The sequence below is a fragment of the Lachnospira pectinoschiza genome (assembly GCF_900103815.1).
GTDB lineage: Bacteria > Bacillota > Clostridia > Lachnospirales > Lachnospiraceae > Lachnospira > Lachnospira pectinoschiza_B.
The window spans coordinates 135,277-151,738 of sequence record NZ_FNHZ01000006.1 but is presented as its reverse complement, the minus strand read 5'-3'; the positions used below and the strand labels follow the sequence as shown (position 1 = coordinate 151,738).

Annotated in this window: 15 protein-coding genes; 2 read left to right on the top strand and 13 right to left on the bottom strand. The window is 35.5% G+C overall.

Annotation, left to right across the window (positions count from 1 at the left end):
* Positions 1-20: 20 nt before the first annotated feature.
* Genes BLQ66_RS09680 through BLQ66_RS12355 form a run of 5 tightly spaced genes read right to left on the bottom strand, consistent with a single transcriptional unit; the run spans position 21 to position 4,685 of the window.
* The gene (locus BLQ66_RS09680; RefSeq protein ID WP_074521980.1) at positions 21-1,304 is read right to left on the bottom strand and encodes an immunoglobulin-like domain-containing protein; all 1,284 of its coding nucleotides are present in this window, start codon (positions 1,302-1,304) and stop codon (positions 21-23) included.
* A gap of 17 nt (positions 1,305-1,321) precedes the next feature.
* Positions 1,322-2,014 (bottom strand): type II secretion system F family protein, encoded by a 693-nt coding sequence (locus BLQ66_RS09675; protein WP_074521999.1) that lies wholly within the window; start codon positions 2,012-2,014, stop codon positions 1,322-1,324.
* Between the two features lie 7 nt (positions 2,015-2,021).
* The gene (locus BLQ66_RS09670; protein WP_074521979.1) at positions 2,022-3,245 is read right to left on the bottom strand and encodes a TadA family conjugal transfer-associated ATPase; all 1,224 of its coding nucleotides are present in this window, start codon (positions 3,243-3,245) and stop codon (positions 2,022-2,024) included.
* Positions 3,235-4,224, bottom strand: coding sequence for a P-loop NTPase family protein (locus BLQ66_RS09665; RefSeq protein WP_074521978.1), 990 nt, complete (start codon positions 4,222-4,224; stop codon positions 3,235-3,237). Before BLQ66_RS09665 ends, BLQ66_RS09670 begins: the two co-directional genes overlap by 11 nt.
* 32 nt (positions 4,225-4,256) lie before the next feature.
* Positions 4,257-4,685 (bottom strand): prepilin peptidase, encoded by a 429-nt coding sequence (locus tag BLQ66_RS12355; RefSeq protein ID WP_408606428.1) that lies wholly within the window; start codon positions 4,683-4,685, stop codon positions 4,257-4,259.
* A gap of 232 nt (positions 4,686-4,917) precedes the next feature.
* Between BLQ66_RS12355 and BLQ66_RS09655 the strand changes: the two genes are divergently transcribed.
* Positions 4,918-5,901: a glycoside hydrolase family 25 protein gene (locus tag BLQ66_RS09655; RefSeq protein ID WP_074521976.1), complete on the top strand. Its 984-nt coding sequence runs from the start codon at positions 4,918-4,920 to the stop codon at positions 5,899-5,901.
* Positions 5,902-5,921: 20 nt separating this feature from the next.
* Here the strand turns inward: BLQ66_RS09655 and nudC are convergent, their stop codons facing one another.
* The 8 genes from nudC to uvrC all read right to left on the bottom strand — a co-directional run bounded on the left by nudC (position 5,922) and on the right by uvrC (position 15,393).
* Positions 5,922-6,980, bottom strand: coding sequence for an NAD(+) diphosphatase (nudC, locus tag BLQ66_RS09650; protein WP_074521975.1), 1,059 nt, complete (start codon positions 6,978-6,980; stop codon positions 5,922-5,924).
* 69 nt (positions 6,981-7,049) lie between these two features.
* Complete coding sequence (locus tag BLQ66_RS09645; RefSeq protein WP_074521974.1) at positions 7,050-8,000, bottom strand: TIGR03943 family putative permease subunit; 951 nt, start codon at positions 7,998-8,000, stop codon at positions 7,050-7,052.
* 123 nt (positions 8,001-8,123) lie between these two features.
* Positions 8,124-9,329, bottom strand: a complete 1,206-nt coding sequence (locus BLQ66_RS09640) for a CobW family GTP-binding protein (RefSeq protein WP_074521973.1) — start codon at positions 9,327-9,329, stop codon at positions 8,124-8,126.
* A gap of 201 nt (positions 9,330-9,530) precedes the next feature.
* Positions 9,531-10,484, bottom strand: a complete 954-nt coding sequence (gene whiA / locus BLQ66_RS09635; RefSeq protein WP_027431033.1) for a DNA-binding protein WhiA — start codon at positions 10,482-10,484, stop codon at positions 9,531-9,533.
* Between the two features lie 2 nt (positions 10,485-10,486).
* On the bottom strand, positions 10,487-11,359 hold the full coding sequence (gene rapZ / locus BLQ66_RS09630) for an RNase adapter RapZ (protein WP_027431034.1): 873 nt from the start codon (positions 11,357-11,359) through the stop codon (positions 10,487-10,489).
* A gap of 75 nt (positions 11,360-11,434) precedes the next feature.
* Positions 11,435-12,352, bottom strand: a complete 918-nt coding sequence (gene murB, locus BLQ66_RS09625; RefSeq protein ID WP_074521972.1) for a UDP-N-acetylmuramate dehydrogenase — start codon at positions 12,350-12,352, stop codon at positions 11,435-11,437.
* A gap of 106 nt (positions 12,353-12,458) precedes the next feature.
* Positions 12,459-13,418, bottom strand: a complete 960-nt coding sequence (gene hprK, locus BLQ66_RS09620) for an HPr(Ser) kinase/phosphatase (RefSeq protein ID WP_074521971.1) — start codon at positions 13,416-13,418, stop codon at positions 12,459-12,461.
* A 136-nt stretch (positions 13,419-13,554) separates the two neighbouring features.
* Positions 13,555-15,393, bottom strand: a complete 1,839-nt coding sequence (gene uvrC / locus BLQ66_RS09615; protein WP_074521970.1) for an excinuclease ABC subunit UvrC — start codon at positions 15,391-15,393, stop codon at positions 13,555-13,557.
* A 225-nt stretch (positions 15,394-15,618) separates the two neighbouring features.
* Between uvrC and BLQ66_RS09610 the strand changes: the two genes are divergently transcribed.
* Positions 15,619-16,461: a hypothetical protein gene (locus BLQ66_RS09610; RefSeq protein ID WP_074521969.1), complete on the top strand. Its 843-nt coding sequence runs from the start codon at positions 15,619-15,621 to the stop codon at positions 16,459-16,461.
* Position 16,462 lies beyond the last annotated feature (1 nt).

Here is a 16,462-nt window from a genome sequence, read left to right as displayed (position 1 = left end):
TTTGTAAAAATATTTTCTATCTAAATTCCAAAAGACGTCACTGCCGGAAACATAATGATAATCATTACAATTACTAGCATCATAATCATTGGAATTAGTAGCTTTGTGGAGGCCTCTTCACCTTTTTGAAGAGCCATTTGTTTTCGAAGCTCAAAAGCTTCACGAGTTTCATTTTCTAGTAAAGAAACTAGGTCTTTACTACCTTTCTTTAAATTGCTAACAAGTAGTGAAATAAACTTTGTATATTCTTTTATATTTACTCGTCTAGCAAAATCCTCATAACAGGCGGCTTCAGGAATTCCTGCCTGCATGTTACAACTAGTCTCATACATTTCTTCATAAATAGCATGACTAGTGGCCTTCCCCTCTTTAAAATTCCTATTATAATCTGCTGCAATCTTAGTCCAGGCCATTCGAATTGTCATGCCAGAACCAAGCAAAAGACAAAGCTTTGAAACCAGTTCTGAATAGTCGTATTTCATCTGCTTTATCCTATTTTCCTTATCTTCTTTTAGCTTTGCATAATCCTTATAAATTATTAAAACCGCTAGCATTATTCCTAGGAAAATGTAATAAAAAGGGGAAGTTTCTTCTCTACGAATTTTATATATAAGTTCCTTACCATCTATATTATCTGGCAGGCTAAACTTATCTTCATTAACAGACTCCTCTAGATTCTTATCAATACGCTTGGCAATTAAGTTATCAAGGGATAACTCACTTTTATCCTTTGCTATTACAGTTATCCTGTATTCTAGGCTTGTCTTATACTCGTCATAGGAAAGGACGGCGCGAAGGACTACCGGTCTAGATTCATTTTCTAAAAAATCATCATTGCTGACCTTGCCATTGTAATTAATAATATTAAAATCATCAGAGTACCAGTCGATATTAACTAGGCCTGAAACTGCGCTAGTTTGCAGCTTTAGATTATACTTAACCTTATCAAGGCTCTCATTTGTGGCAAGCATGTTTTCTTCGATTTCTTCATAGGCCTTAAAAAAGTTTTCCTCCACCTCGCTAGCGTTAAGCTTTCTTGGATCAAGGGTTAAATCAAGGCTAGTAATTAACTTGCCAGACTTATCATAGACATCTACCGTCTCCTGTCTTGCGTCTGACCCAGGCGCCGGTCTTTTTAGGCTATTATCAGAAATCTTTGTGCTTGAAGAATTGGCTATGCCTTTAAGAATAGCCAGCATTAGGAAAGCTAGAAAAATAAGGAGGGCTGTTTTATAGCTCTTGTTAAGCTTTATTTTATGTCGTATTTTTTCAAAAATTCGTTTTGCTTCAGTTTTTAATTTCATGCTAGTTTGCCTCCTTTCTAGATTTCAATGTCCATAATTCTTTTGGATACTTTTACTGAAATGCCATAAATCACTAGGCAGATGGTCATTATGATTATGCCTAAGGGATTAAAATATAGGCAGTCAAGATAGCCTCTTGTGGTTAGTTTTAAGTAAAATATAATCACAATAGGAATGTAACTCATGATTCTTTGTTCCATCTTCTTAGCACTAATCTGGGTTTTGATTTCATTTGCCACCGCCCACTTTTCGCTGATTTGCTTTGTGGTGTTTTTAATAATTTCAATTAAATTGCCGCCGGTTCTTTTGGCATATCTAAAGACTTCTACGAAATAATTTATGTCTTCACTTTTCTGTTTGCTGGCAAAGTCTGATAACAAATCTTCTATATTTTCATTCCTATCAAGGCGCCTAACGATATTGTAAAAGTCCCGGCTAATCTCATCTTCCTTGCCAAATGTTTTCTCTAGTTCCACAAGGGCCTCACGAAAGGCATTCTCAATGGAGTAACCTACATCAAGAGCAAAACTTATGGAAAGTAACGCCTCCTTAAACTTTCCTAAATAGGCATTATTTCTTGATTCTTTCTTGATTTTGATTTCTTCCTTTAATAGATAGATGCCTAAGGGAATTAGAAAAATTGAAAAAATAAGACTTCCATAAAAGGCTAGGGAAATTATTAGGATTGTGGCTAAGACCTTAACTAGCATCAAGGCATCAATTTCTGACTTGTCTAGATTTTTTAGCCATAAGTTTGTTATTTGTTCTTTGAAGGCTTCCAAGAATCTTACCTTCTTCGTCCTCCCCTTCTTCTTTGAATAAAAATATGGGATTAAGTTTGATAGTTCCATCTTCATAATTTAAAACCTCTGTTATTTCCACCACTTTTCTTGTTTTATCTCGCATCCTCTTTAAATGAACTATTAGGTCAATGGCCGAGGCGATTTGCTGCCTTATGGCATCTAGTGGCATTTCAATTCCGCTCATTAAAACCATGGTTTCAAGTCGAGACAACATATCTTCACTGGAGTTACTATGACCTGTGGATAGGGAACCGTCGTGGCCAGTGTTCATACTAGTCAACATATCTAGGGCCTCGCCGCCTCTGCACTCGCCAACTACGATTCTATCTGGTCGCATTCGAAGGGAGGACTTAATTAGGTCTCTAATGCTTATGGCATTCTTCCCTTCGATGTTGGCGTTTCTAGCCTCAAGCCTTACTAAATTTTTTACTCTTGTTAGCTGTAATTCTGCGGAATCTTCAATTGTTATTACTCTTTCATCTTCTGGGATAAAGTTTGATAGGGCATTTAAAAATGTAGTCTTTCCACTACCTGTGCCCCCACTGACAAAGATATTTAATCTGGATTTTACAGCATTTTCTAAAAAGATAGCTGCTTCTTTTGTTATAGAATTTATCTCGATTAATTTTTCAAGACTTAGGGGACTTTCATAAAACTTTCTGATGGTAATCACAGGACCGTTAAGAGCTACTGGTGGCAGGACTATATTTACTCTTGAACCATCCTCTAGTCTTGTATCTACTATGGGAGAGCTTTCATTTACAATTCTATTGGACATGGCCGCAATTTTTTGTGCAATGTCTGCTAGTTTTTCATCACTTTCAAACTGTCCCTTATATCTAATTATTTGTCCCTTTTTTTCAATAAAAATGTTACGATATCCGTTAATCATAATCTCTGTAATGCTGTCATCATCAAGAAGTTCCTGTAGAATATCTAGCTTTCTTATGGAGTTAAACAATCTTTGCTTTAAGCTTTCTTTTAGTGTAAGGGGGATTATTTTATTCTGACTGTAGTTTTCGATTTTCCTATCAATTAGATCGTAGATATAGTTTTCTTCTAGCTCCCTTGTTATATCAAGTTCGCTATATATACTTCTCTTTAGTTCGTTGAAAATTTCCTCTTTATTAGTCAACATCTATAACCTCTTTAAGTCCTTCAAAGGATCTACTGTATTCAATGCGACTAAGAATCTTTTCGTTCATACATTCTTCTGTTAAATCCACATCGATTTCTCGAATTTCATCTAGCAGCTTTTCCATACCACTTTCATTCATGTAGGAAACCATGGAACACTCTCTTGCCTTATCAAAATAATCTGTAGACTTTGGCATAAAAAGTCTATTGCAGGCTCCGTATAAATTCCAAGGATTGTTAATGCCATTTCCAATATCTACAATTACGTAATCGTAGGAAAGACTTGCCCCCACAAGCTGAATAAAGGTAACTAAGTCCTCTACTGCAATATAGGAAATGTCCTCAGCACAAACCACTGAAGGAATGTAATCAAAGTTTTCAATTGTGGATATGCACTCTTTGATTTTTTTATGATACTGCATCTTGTTTTGCTTAAAAGCATAAAGAGCATCTGATAAGGTCTTACTAGAGCGTCTTGGTAAAATGTTTTCTAAACCTGCAAACTCTTCTAAACTAATAAAAAGTGTATGTCCTTTTTTTGCAAATTCTTTTGCGAGGCTAAGAGAAAGAACAGTACGCTTACTTGAGTTAACTCCCATGGCACCAATAATTTTACTAGATAGACTTGTGTGATTTTTTCTCTTGCCCTTTGAAAGTTTTGAGAGCAGTTCTTTTGATGGTTGATACTTACAAACCATAGATACATTTTCTAAATCTTTATTATCCTCCAGCTTTTTATCAATCTCTTCTTCGCATAAAACCACGTATTTATCAGCCTTATCAGACTCGCAGTAATATTCGTAGAGTTCTTCATTAAGCATTAAAACCTCAGGCTTTTCATCTTCTAAATAATCCTGTAGTTCTTCCTGCTTTGTAAAAATTCTTGCGTTATAGGGAACTTCGTTATCCTCATTTATGGCTCCCATTAAACGCTTGGCATAATTCTCGTCAGAATCATAAATTACACATGTATTTCGCATTTTCATACCTCTTTCTTTTGAATAATCTTAAGTTATAAACTAATTATTAGACAGACTATTAGGGCCAGTAAAATCCCGTAACTAAAGTGAATCCTGTGAAGTTTAAAGCCATAAGCACTGCTAACTGTTATGCTTTTTTTCATAAGAACTTCTATGGCTCCGATTATGAGATTGAAAATCATGGATAGCACGAATAGTTTAAAGATTAGTGGGCCAAGTAATAGCGCTAAATTTGTATAAAGTTTCACGTCTCCTGCTCCAATTCCGCCAATCATATAAATAATGTATGTTAGGAAAAATATTGCAAGCGCAAAGATAAAGTGATTAATTGTATTTTCCTCTTTTGTAAAAAATTTACCAAGTAACACAAAAACTGTGCCGGTAATAAATCCTATTAAGTTTAAAAAATTGGGAATCTTAAATGATGAATAATCATAATAAACAGATATGATTGTTAGAATTAAAGCCGCTAAAAAATATATTAAAATATTTACCTCCTAGCTGGCAGTGCTATGACAATATACCTTCTGTTTCTCTTTATGTCAACTATAAATTTTTAATATATATCCAGGTAAGGCATTAAAAGCCGCCTAATCACTAGATTTTCATTACAAGAAAAATTTTTAAAAAAGACAAGTTTCCATTATTGTGTTATAGTAATCATATATAATTTTTATCAGAATTGGAGAGTTTATGATTAAGAACAGTAAAAAGATTATTGCCCTTATTGCTAGTTTAGTGGCTGTAATACTTGTCTTAGTGGCTATTCTAGTTAGATTGCAGCTTGCAGGAATTAATGTTTTTACAACAAAGCTAAGCAAAGATAAGGAAAATGAAATTAAAACAGAGGGCAGGGAGGAATTGCTCGAGGAAATCAAGGAAAGCTACAATGATGGTTATTCCACAAGCCAGATTTTAAAGTCCCTTTTTACAAAGAATGTGGTCTATTTAAGTAACAACCGCTACAATTTCGCAGAAATTAATGATAATTTGGCTAAGTCAATCATTGATAATGACAAGATTAGCATTGATGATAAGACAGGCTACTACAGCTATGAGGATGACAATTACGAGTCTGTTGCTGGTGTGGATCTTTCCGTTTATCAGGGGGATGTTGATTTTAGTAAGGTTAAGAATGCAGGTTTTGACTACTGCATGTTAAGAGTTGGTTATAGAACTTATGGTGGTGGCGTGGTTACTGCCGATGCTAATTTTGAGACTTATGTAAGTGATGCTCTTAAAAATGATTTAGATGTGGGAGTTTATTTCTTTACCTCTGCTATAAACACTGCTGAGGCCAAGGAAGAAGCTCAATTTGTTCTTGATGCAATTAAACCTTACAACATTACTTATCCAGTTGTTGTGGATGTAGAGGAAATTGTTTCTGGAACTTCAAGACAGGAGAGTTTATCCGTTGAAGAATTAACTGAAATCGTTAAGACATTTTGTGAAACTATTGAAGATGCAGGTTATGATGTAATGATTTACTCAAACCTCAAGGGTTTCATCGCCAATGTAAATCTAGAAGAATTAGAGGATTATGATAAGTGGTTTGCAAACTACGATACAACTCCTTACTATCCTTATAAATTTACAATGTGGCAATACAGCCAATCTGGTAGCGTTGACGGCATTGACGGCGATGTTGACCTTGATATTTACTTAAAAGAAAAATAATACAGATTATGCAAATGGTCCTAATTGTTTAGAACATCGTCTCTAAACTTTAGGATCATTTCTCTTGTTAGAGAGACATTATCTGGAGTCACTTCAATATCTTTGGCTGCAACCCAAGTTCCAACTGATAGCTCTTCTTCCTGAAGCTTGATTGTGTCATCATCTCCATCAAGCTCGCAAAAATAGCCTGAAAGCTGAGAACCTGAGAGGCCCCAAGGCTGACTCTTATAATATCTAATATTCTTAACTTTAATGCCCACTTCTTCCATAACTTCACGTCTTACAGTATCTTCCATGGTTTCACCGATTTCTGTAAAGCCTGCAACTAATGCATAGTTTGTGTAGGTTCTGCCGGCATATTTTGTAAGTAAAATCTTGTCTTTGTTAGTGATTGCCACAATAACAGCTGGTGAAATCTTAGGATAAATGCTATTTCCACAGACAGGACATTTCATCATACGTTCCTTAACATCTCTTTCTAATAGCTTTCCACATCTTCCACAGAACTTGTTATCTCTATACCAACCGTAAAGATGATAAGCAGTAATAGTGGCATAGGCTAGAGCTCTATCCTTCTGAGTTCTAAAATTGTAAACGCCATAGTAGTCAAAGCCTTCTAGGCTAGACTTATATTCCTTGTGAACATCAGTATCTGCAAGCTCTCCAAAGAAGTCGCCCTTTAATACGATGTTATTTTTAAAGGCAAGGAAAAAGCGTTTAACTACTCTTACATTTTCAGAATCATAAATGGAACTATCCTTATCAATACTTGACTTATCCACATTATCCACAATATCAACACCCCTATTTTGTGGATAACTATCTTTCTTTTCCACCAAAGAGAAGAGATAGATATAGCTATATTTATCAGTATTTTCTGTGTTATCCACATTATCCACAGCGTTGTTGGTAACTATTCCTGCTTTAAACTCACTGTATTGTGGAAAATATAATTCATTTTCCCCTATTTCCTTTGCTAAAACTGTGGATCCTGCAAAGCAAAAGATTGTGTCATCGTCCTTAGGACTTGCATTTTTGTATTGATTGTCTAAATGTAATGGATAAATATCTTGTATCATAGTCTTACCACCTATCTATATTTTTTGCTTAAGAAAAATCCCCACCAAAAACTGATGGGGATAGTATTCTTATAAGTAAACTAATTCTTCCTTTGGAGCTTCACATGGTGTAACTTCTGAGCAGTAAAGAACAGGGCCCTTCTTCTTATAGGCCATCTGGAATTCATGCTTAATTGTTGCTGTTACCTTTACCCACTGCTTATTCTCAAGCTCTTTAATCTTATCATAGTAACTGATATATCCGATGAAAGATGTATCATCAACGCAGCATGTCATAACTTTACGTCCTGGAACGAAATTCTTTTCCTTAAAGTACTTGTTCTTTAAAACCTGTCCCTTAAATGTTACTGTCTTGCCATTATAAACTTCTGGACGCTCGTTAACATCCATGTACCAAATACCATAGTCTTCATCTTCAATTTCAATAACATCAGAATTTAAATCATAAGGTAACTGTTCTGAAATAGCTACCTGCTCACCCTTATCATCTTCAAATACAATCTGAAGTGATGGATTAAGCGCCTTAACGCTACGTCTAAATCCACCTAAATCCATTCCTGGAGCACATCTATTAAAGACAACTAAGTCTACTAACTTAACTGTCTCAGCTACGATTGAACGCATATTAGCCCACTGTAACTGGAACTGTTCTGCATTGATTAATGTAATTGCCTGATAAATTTCCCAGCCGTTTGGCTTTTCTGTATCGTAAATAAGCTGTGGAGCCCACATACCGTTATATTCTACTAATACGATCCATGGATCATATTTCTTATCAAGTTCAACTAACTTCTCATAAGTGAATTCTTCTTTTTCAAGAACAACCATGTCGATTCCGTTGTCTTTAAGGAACTTTTCAGAGTACTCTTCTTCGCCTTCTTCTAAAACGATTAAAAGCTTCTTCTGAGCTTCTTCAAACTGTCCCATCTCAACAGTATCAACGATAAATTTTGTCTTACCACTATCAAGCTGTCCATTAATTAAAAATATAGGAATCTGATATTGCTCTTCCTGTGCCATATTGTCCGCCTTTCTAAAAAAGGTGCGACATAAAAATATCTCATATCGCACCTATTCTACACATAATTATTATATTAGTTTTCTTTATAAAAGCCTTAGTTAGGAGCTTAAGCCCTATCTAAATTAAAGCTTGAATAAAGTCTTTAACTTCTCTTCATTTAACTTAGAACCGATAACACAAATTCTTCCTGTGAAATCTGCCTGTCCTTCTCTGATTTCGTACTCACCTGGTACTAAATCGAAGTTGAACCAATTACCTTCTGGTGACTGAACCATACCCTTTGTTCTAAGGATTACGCCGTATTCTGTTGAATCAGCTAAATCATCAAGGATATTATCTAAGTCAGCCTTTGAGTACTTGTTAACTGTTTCAATTCCCCAGCTATCAAATACTTCATCTGCATGATGATGGTGATGATCATGGTGGTGACCGCATGAGCATGTTTCTCCATCATGGTGATGATGTTCATGATCGTGGTCGTGATGGCATTCTTCACCCTCGTGGTGATGATGTTCATGATCGTGGTCATGTCCGCATGAGCACTCTTCTCCGTCATGGTGGTGATGTTCATGATCATGTTCGTCATGGTCGTGGTCATGGTGGCATTCTTCACCATCGTGATGATGATGTCCGCATGAGCACTCTTCTCCATCGTGATGATGATGCTCGTGTTCATGTTCCTCATGAGCCTTTTCTGCAGCTTCTGCTAACATTTCAAGTTCAAGATTAGTAACATTCTCCATAGCACCAAGAATTGTATCGCCTGAAATATCATCCCAAGGAGTTGTGATGATATGAGCCTTCTCATTTAATGTTCTAATAAGTTCGATTGCCTTATTAAGCTTCTCCTCAGTAACGTTCTGAGTTCTACTTAAAATAATTGTTCCAGCATGTTCAATCTGGTTATTAAAGAACTCACCGAAGTTCTTCATATAAACCTTAACCTTTGAAGCATCAGCAACTGTTGAAGCGCTGTTTAATGTGATCTCGTTCTCAATATGAAGATCCTTAACAGCCTTAATAACATCTGATAACTTACCAACACCTGATGGTTCGATGATGATTCTATCTGGATGATACTTATCTACAACTTCCTTTAAAGATGTACCAAAATCACCAACAAGTGAACAACAGATACAACCTGAATTCATCTCACGAATTTCAACACCTGCGTCCTTTAAGAAACCGCCATCAATACCGATTTCACCAAATTCATTCTCTATTAAAACTACCTGTTCTTTATTAAGCTTGCTATCCTGTAAGAGCTTCTTAATTAAAGTTGTCTTACCAGCACCTAAGAAACCTGAAATTATATCTACCTTAGTCATATTAAACCTTCTTTCTCAAAAATTAGATTGTGTGTAATTGATATTAGTACTTATAACATTTGTTTGTCAAGAAATGCTTGTGAATTTAAGAATAAATTCATAATTATTGATAAACAAAAGTTCAAGTAACATTTTCATAACTAAACTCATCTTTTATTATACTCTTGCTGTCAATCCCTAGAATTAATGAAACGTGCCCTCTTAAAGCTCGCCTCTAGCTTCTCTTAAGCCTTCTGCAAATTCACTTATCTTTCGTAGTCTATGATTAACCCCTGACTTACCTACTGGCGGGTCAAGCATCTCTCCTAAATCCTTTAGGTTTGTGTCTTGATTCTCTAGTCTTAAAAGAGCCACCTCTCTTAAGTTGACCTTTAGCTTATCAAGACCCACTGTGTCTCTAATATATTCAATGTCATTAACCTGCTTAACTGCTGCCTCTATAGTTTTATTAAGATTGGCAGTTTCGCAATTAACCTTACGATTCACATCATTACTTATGCCCTTGTAAATCATGATATTAAAGAGTTCCATTTGCAAACGCACAGCGCCCATGAGATTTAGCACATCTGTAATGTTATTACCTTCCTTTATGTAGACCACAAAGTTATTCTTTCTTTCCGTAACTTTGGCATCTAAATTAAAGAAGCGCAAAAGCTCCACTAACTTTTGTGCGTCCTCTTCAAATACACATACTATTTCATAATGATAGAATTTATTAGGATCACTTATAGAACCTGCTGCAAGGAAAGCGCCTCTAATAAAGGCTTTCTTACAACAATCCTTTTGGATAATTCGTGAATCTAAGAATTGTTCTTCTATTGAAAGAAATGTGTCATCACACCATTTAATAGTTTGCAAAATGTTAGCAACTAACTGTTGCTTGAAAATTCTAATTGTAATTAATTTACTAGAATTTAATTCGTGGCTCTTTGTATAATCCGACTCCTTAACATCAAAAAGTGTCTTTAAAAGTAACTCGAATTTCTCTACCACCAATGTATTCTCTGTTAGACTTTCTATGCCAATAAGCCCCTCTTCTGTCTCAATCACATGGGCTGTAAAAGACATAAGAGCTGCAAATTCTGCAATCTGGCAATGTCTTGCCGTGTCCATTTTATTCAATAATTCTTTTTTTACTTCTAATGAAAAAGACATCTCTACCCTTTCCTCTTAGCATCCTTTTCTATATCACGATGCTCGATTTTACATCCATAATCTAGTTCCCAAATTAGCTTATAAATTTCATTGGCAAGAGTAACTGATCTATGCTTACCGCCTGTACAACCTATGGCAATAACTAGATTGTTCTTACCTTCTTTGACATAATTAGGGAGTAAAAATCTTAACATATCCTTCATCTTAACAAGGAATTCTCTAGACTCACTTGCACTAAGTACATAGTCTTGGATTTCCTTATCATTACCCGTTAAAGGTCTTAGCTCTTGAATGTAATAGGGATTTGGAAGAAAACGTACATCAAACACAAGGTCAGCATCTGACGGAATTCCATACTTAAAGCCAAAGGATAGCACTGTAACAAAGAGGTTATTAAACTTCTTATTATGGATAAAAATCTTCTCCATCTCAGCCTTAAACTCTCTTGTTAGCATGTTAGAAGTATCAATTATAATAGTTGCCCTTCTTCTTAAGAAAGATAAAATCTCTCTTTCCTGCTTTATGCCATCTTCAATTCTATTTCCCTTTGCAAGAGGATGAGTTCTTCTAGTTTCCTTATAACGCTTAACTAAAACCTCATCACTTGAATCAAGGTAGAGAATACTATAGTTGTAATTATTCTCATCTAATTCATCTAAGACTTTATCTAACTCTTTAAAGCCTTCTCCATTTCTTACATCCACTCCCAATGCGATGTTCTCATATCCACCTTCACCCTTTGAAGCAATTTCTGCAAACTTCATAATTAGAGAAATAGGCATATTATCTACACAATAAAAGCCTTCATCTTCTAATACATTAAGTGCTGTACTCTTTCCTGCACCTGACATTCCAGTCACTATAATCATCTTCATGAAATTGCGCTCCTTTCAGTGAAATTTATAAGCTTATGTTTTATAAGCCAAATTAAGCTCGTATCAATGAAAATATTAGAATCCCAATTTAACTACTTCAAGTTCTAATGAAACTCCATTCTTTTCCTTAACAACTTCCTTAACCTTATCTGTAAGTTCAATAACGTCTTTAGCAGTTGCGCCGCCTACATTTACAACAAAACCAGCATGCTTTTCAGAGACCTTAGCTCCACCAACCTGTAGACCCTTAAGGCCTGCCTCATCAATTAGCTTAGCTGCAATGTAGCCTTCTGGTCTTTTAAATGTACTTCCGGCACTTGGATAATTAAGAGGCTGCTTCTCCTTACGGCTGTTGGCATACTCTTTAATCTTAGCCTTAATATCAAGACTATCACCCTTATTAAGTTTAAAGCAAGCATCCAGACAGATATAATTTTTCTTTGCTAAAATGCTTGTTCTATATGAAAGTTCTAGTTCCTCATTAGAAAGAGTCACTACTGTATTATCCTCTGCAATAGCAGTTATATTCACTAAAATGTCCTTTAACTCGCCACCATATGCACCGGCATTCATTCTAACTCCGCCGCCAATTGTTCCTGGAATTCCAGTAGCAAATTCAAAACCTTCTACACCCTGTCTTGCAAGATAGTTGCCCACGCTAGACATTAACTCTCCTGCCATCACTCTTACTGTAAAAGTCTTATCATCCTCTTCAAGCACCTCAATGCCCTTAAAGAATTTCAAAGAAACAACAATACCATCAAAGCCCTCATCACTTACAAGTAAGTTGCTTCCATTACCCATTACAAAAAAGTTAGTATTAGTCTCTCTTAAAAGTGTAACGACTTTTATAATCTCCTCTTTAGTGCTTGGCATAACTAATGCTCTACATTTTCCGCCAATTCGAAATGTTGTGTAGTTCTTTAAACTCTCCTCTGGGAAAATTCTAGAATCCCCCACAATATCTCTAATTCTATCTATAACATCTATCATAAAAACTCCTAACCACATAAAACTAATAAAGAGAAAAGTTGTAGCCAAATATAACTACAACTTCCCCCCAGAAAACTTATTAGTATTTATGTCCTTTTTTTACAAATTAGTCGTCGTCTTCATCGCCCTTCATTAAGTTCTCCTGAACTCTACGATAAAGCTCAACGGCCGCATTATATCCCATCTTCTTTTGTCTATGGTTAACCGCAGCTGCCTCTACAATAACAGCTAAGTTTCTACCAGGTCTAATTGGAAGTGAGTGGCAAACCACCTTATTTCCAAGATACTCTGTGTATTCTTCCTCTAAACCAAGACGGTCATATTCCTTATCCTTATTCCAATCCTCAAGCTTGATAACCATATCAATTTCCTGAGTTTCCTTTACTGATTCAACACCGAAAAGTGTCTTAACATCAATAATTCCAATACCTCTTAACTCGATGAAATACTTTGTAACACCAGGTGCTGAACCTACTAAAGTCTCATCTGAAACCTTTCTGATTTCAACTGCATCATCAGTTACAAGTCTATGTCCTCTCTTAATAAGTTCAAGGGCAGCTTCTGATTTACCAATACCAGATTCACCTGTAATAAGTACACCTTCACCGTAAACATCAACTAATACGCCATGAATTACGATACATGGTGCAAGCTGAACCTTAAGCCATCTAATTACCTCAGCTGTAAAAGATGAAGTTGTATCATGTGAACTTAAAAGTGGAATTCCAAGTTTATTAGCCATATCAATAACTTCCTGCTCTGGTCTTAACTCTCTACAAAAGATAAGACAAGGAATGTTACTTGAAAGTAATTGAGAATATCTTTCTAATCTCTCTTCCTTTGATAAGCTTTCCAAATAATTAAACTCTACATTACCTATAATCTGCAATCTATCATTATCAAATGATTGATAAAATCCTGTTAGCTGTAAGGCAGGTCTATTAATATCTGGCACATGTAGCCAAATCCCTGACGCATCTATGTCTGGTGTCATATTCACAAGCTGCATCTTCTCGATAACCTTAGATAATTTTACCTTCTCTTTACCATTGCTTGTTCCAGCCATTTTAATTTCCTCCTCGCCTTCTATTCTAGCAAATAATCCCTACTACTTAATTTCTATATCATTTATTTAAAGTTTATCACAGCAACTTTCACTTTTCAATGAAAGCCTAAAGTTTAACAGTTTAAAATCTTGGCATTTAGTGGAAAAAGCTGTAAATATTTTCCGCAAGCTCTAGGGTAATACCATCAACTTCCATAAGTTCCGGAATTGATGCATTTCTAATCTTATCAATATCAAGAAAAGCCTTCATAAGTGCCTTACGTTTTACAGGACCAATTCCCTTAATATCATCAAGAACTGATTTCACCTCATACTTTCCACGCAAACTTCTATGGTAAGTAATAGCAAATCTATGGGCCTCATCCTGCACTCTAGTAATCAGCTTAAAACCTTCCGAATGCTTATTAATAGGAATCTCCACATTATTATAATAAAGACCCCTTGTACTATGGGTGTCATCCTTAACCATACCAGCAACTGGGATGTGAAGATCAAGGGAAGCTAACACCTCGAGGGCTATATTTACCTGACCTCTACCACCATCCATCATAATAATATCTGGTAATTTTGAAAATCCTCTAGATTCTTCACTTCCATCAAGCTCTGCTAAGGCTCTACTAAATCGTCTAGTTAAAACCTCGCGCATAGATTCATAATCATTAGGCCCTTTGACAGTTCTAATCTTAAATTTTCTGTAATCATTTTTCTTTGGCTTTCCATTTTCAAAAACAATCATGGAACCTACGGACTCAACACCACTAGTGTTTGAGATATCATAGGCCTCCACTCTTTTTAAGTTTTTAAGGTTCAGCCAAGACTCAATCTCCTTCATAGCACCAATGGTTCGCTTCTCTTCAAGCTTAATCTTCTCAGTATCCTGATTTAGAACCATCTGAGCATTCTTATAGGCAAGCTCCACCATCTTTTCCTTATCCCCCTTCTTTGGAGTAATAAGGCTGACCTTACGTCTCTTAAGGTCTGTTAACCACTCAGTGATTACATCAAGCTCCTCGATTTCTTCCTGAAGCATGATGATATTTGGAATGTATGGAGTGCCCCCGTAATACTGCTTAATAAAGTTTAATATAATATCACTTCTAGTATCTCCAGTGGCTACGCGCATATGAAAATGTTCTCGCCCTAGTAACTTTCCTTCTCTTATAAAGAAAATCTGCACCACCGCATCTTCTCCATTAGAAGCGCAGGCAATTACATCTCTATCCGTTGGATCATCTGCTGTAATCTTCTGCTTTTGAGCTACCTGCTTCACAGAATTTAGTAAATCTCTATATCTAGCAGCCTCCTCAAATTCGAGATTTTCCGAAGCCTTTAACATTTTCTCATTTAAAGAATCCATAATATCTGAGTAATTTCCATTTAGGAAACTTATAACATCATCGATTCTTTTGCGATACTCCTCCATTGTAATATAGCCCTGACATGGGGCATCGCACTGTCCAATATGATAATTAAGACAAGGTCTTTCCTTGCCAATATCTGCTGGCAACTTTCTATTACAGGTTCTAACCTTATAAAGCTTAGTCAAAAGTTCAATAGTATCCTTAACTGCTGCCGATGAAGTATATGGGCCAAAATATTTTCCTGTACCATGCTTCATAGTTCTAGAAAAAAGTACCCTTGGGAAGGCCTCATTTACAGTAATCTTAATAAAAGGATAGGTCTTATCATCCTTTAGCATAGTGTTATACTTTGGCCTGTGCTCCTTAATTAAGTTGTTCTCCAAAACTAGGGCCTCAAGCTCTGAGTCCGTAATTATGTACTCAAAATAAGCCACGCGAGACACCATCTGAATAATCTTTGGAGAGTGATTTCTGTGACTTTGAAAATATTGTCGCACCCTGTTCTTTAAAATCTTGGCCTTGCCAACGTATATTATATTGTCAAATTTATCATGCATTATATATACTCCAGGCTTTGCTGGAAGCTTCTTTAATTCTTCTTCTAAATCAAACATAATTTTCCTTATCAATAAACTTACTTGCTAAAATAGCACCATTTTCATTCTTATTTTTATTATATCCTTGTAGTTTTTAATCATCAATTGGATACAATTATTTTTTATCTTAATTTCATAACTATACACAACTATATAAATTGTGAAATAATTCTATACATCTTGATTCTAAATGTATAGTTTTGTAAAATAGACTATATATATTTCGTTAAAGGAGGTCTGCCAATGAAACAAGTGAGAGGCCTTTATAAAAAATCCTTTTGTCTATTACTTGTAGGAATTATTATGTCCACTTTCCAAGGCAGTTACCAAATTAATTATGTTAAAGCCGAGGAGAGTCACATTTTCACCATCACCGAAGATACTACAAATTACGAAGTAACTGACGTGGCCACAGAAAATGATTATACTATTCCAAACACTAGCAATAGCCTAGACTTATCTGATTCAACTAAAACATCTCCAGTTGAGACCACGCATTTTATATATAACAATACAATAAATATTCAGTCAGATAGTAGCAATCAAATCTATATAAGCACTGTCACCGCCCTTGATGTAGAAGATGGTGCCGTTACAATTAGCTATAATTCTAGTAGTGACGTGGATATTACTTTTAATTCTTTTTTCTACGACAATGTAGTTTTTGAAATCACCGACACCAATAGCAATAATTATTATCTAAAAATTAATCGCTATGCCATAGTTATTTCCAACAATTTTTCTGACACCAGCGCTAGCAATAAATACGTATACATAAATCTCTATCTTGATAAGGATGAGGCAAGTAACGAGTATTACGCCCTTGATACCTTAATTAGGCAAGAATATAGCGATGGCAGTCATGATTATACAACCCCAAATTATGAAGATTTTTACCTTGTAACTGCCGGCACTAATGTGGAACTTGCAAGAATGAAGGTGGAAATCACTGATGACATTGAGGATATCTATGTGTTAGTTATAAGAGAAAGAAGCACCGTAGGACCATTTGATACCCAAGGACTTATCACTGCTTCTGGTCTTGGAGTTAGATATAACATTGCCAGCCAGACTAGCATTTATTAGG

Excerpts from the sequence above, each read along its gene's own strand:
- BLQ66_RS09680 (WP_074521980.1), bottom strand. The coding sequence starts at position 1,304 with ATGAAATTAAAAACTGAAGCAAAACGAATTTTTGAAAAAATACGACAT.
- BLQ66_RS09675 (WP_074521999.1), bottom strand. The coding sequence starts at position 2,014 with ATGCTAGTTAAGGTCTTAGCCACAATCCTAATAATTTCCCTAGCCTTT.
- BLQ66_RS09670 (WP_074521979.1), bottom strand. The coding sequence starts at position 3,245 with ATGTTGACTAATAAAGAGGAAATTTTCAACGAACTAAAGAGAAGTATA.
- BLQ66_RS09665 (WP_074521978.1), bottom strand. The coding sequence starts at position 4,224 with ATGCGAAATACATGTGTAATTTATGATTCTGACGAGAATTATGCCAAG.
- BLQ66_RS09655 (WP_074521976.1), top strand. The coding sequence starts at position 4,918 with ATGATTAAGAACAGTAAAAAGATTATTGCCCTTATTGCTAGTTTAGTG.
- nudC (WP_074521975.1), bottom strand. The coding sequence starts at position 6,980 with ATGATACAAGATATTTATCCATTACATTTAGACAATCAATACAAAAAT.
- BLQ66_RS09645 (WP_074521974.1), bottom strand. The coding sequence starts at position 8,000 with ATGGCACAGGAAGAGCAATATCAGATTCCTATATTTTTAATTAATGGA.
- BLQ66_RS09640 (WP_074521973.1), bottom strand. The coding sequence starts at position 9,329 with ATGACTAAGGTAGATATAATTTCAGGTTTCTTAGGTGCTGGTAAGACA.
- whiA (WP_027431033.1), bottom strand. The coding sequence starts at position 10,484 with ATGTCTTTTTCATTAGAAGTAAAAAAAGAATTATTGAATAAAATGGAC.
- rapZ (WP_027431034.1), bottom strand. The coding sequence starts at position 11,359 with ATGAAGATGATTATAGTGACTGGAATGTCAGGTGCAGGAAAGAGTACA.
- murB (WP_074521972.1), bottom strand. The coding sequence starts at position 12,352 with ATGATAGATGTTATAGATAGAATTAGAGATATTGTGGGGGATTCTAGA.
- hprK (WP_074521971.1), bottom strand. The coding sequence starts at position 13,418 with ATGGCTGGAACAAGCAATGGTAAAGAGAAGGTAAAATTATCTAAGGTT.
- uvrC (WP_074521970.1), bottom strand. The coding sequence starts at position 15,393 with ATGTTTGATTTAGAAGAAGAATTAAAGAAGCTTCCAGCAAAGCCTGGA.
- BLQ66_RS09610 (WP_074521969.1), top strand. The coding sequence starts at position 15,619 with ATGAAACAAGTGAGAGGCCTTTATAAAAAATCCTTTTGTCTATTACTT.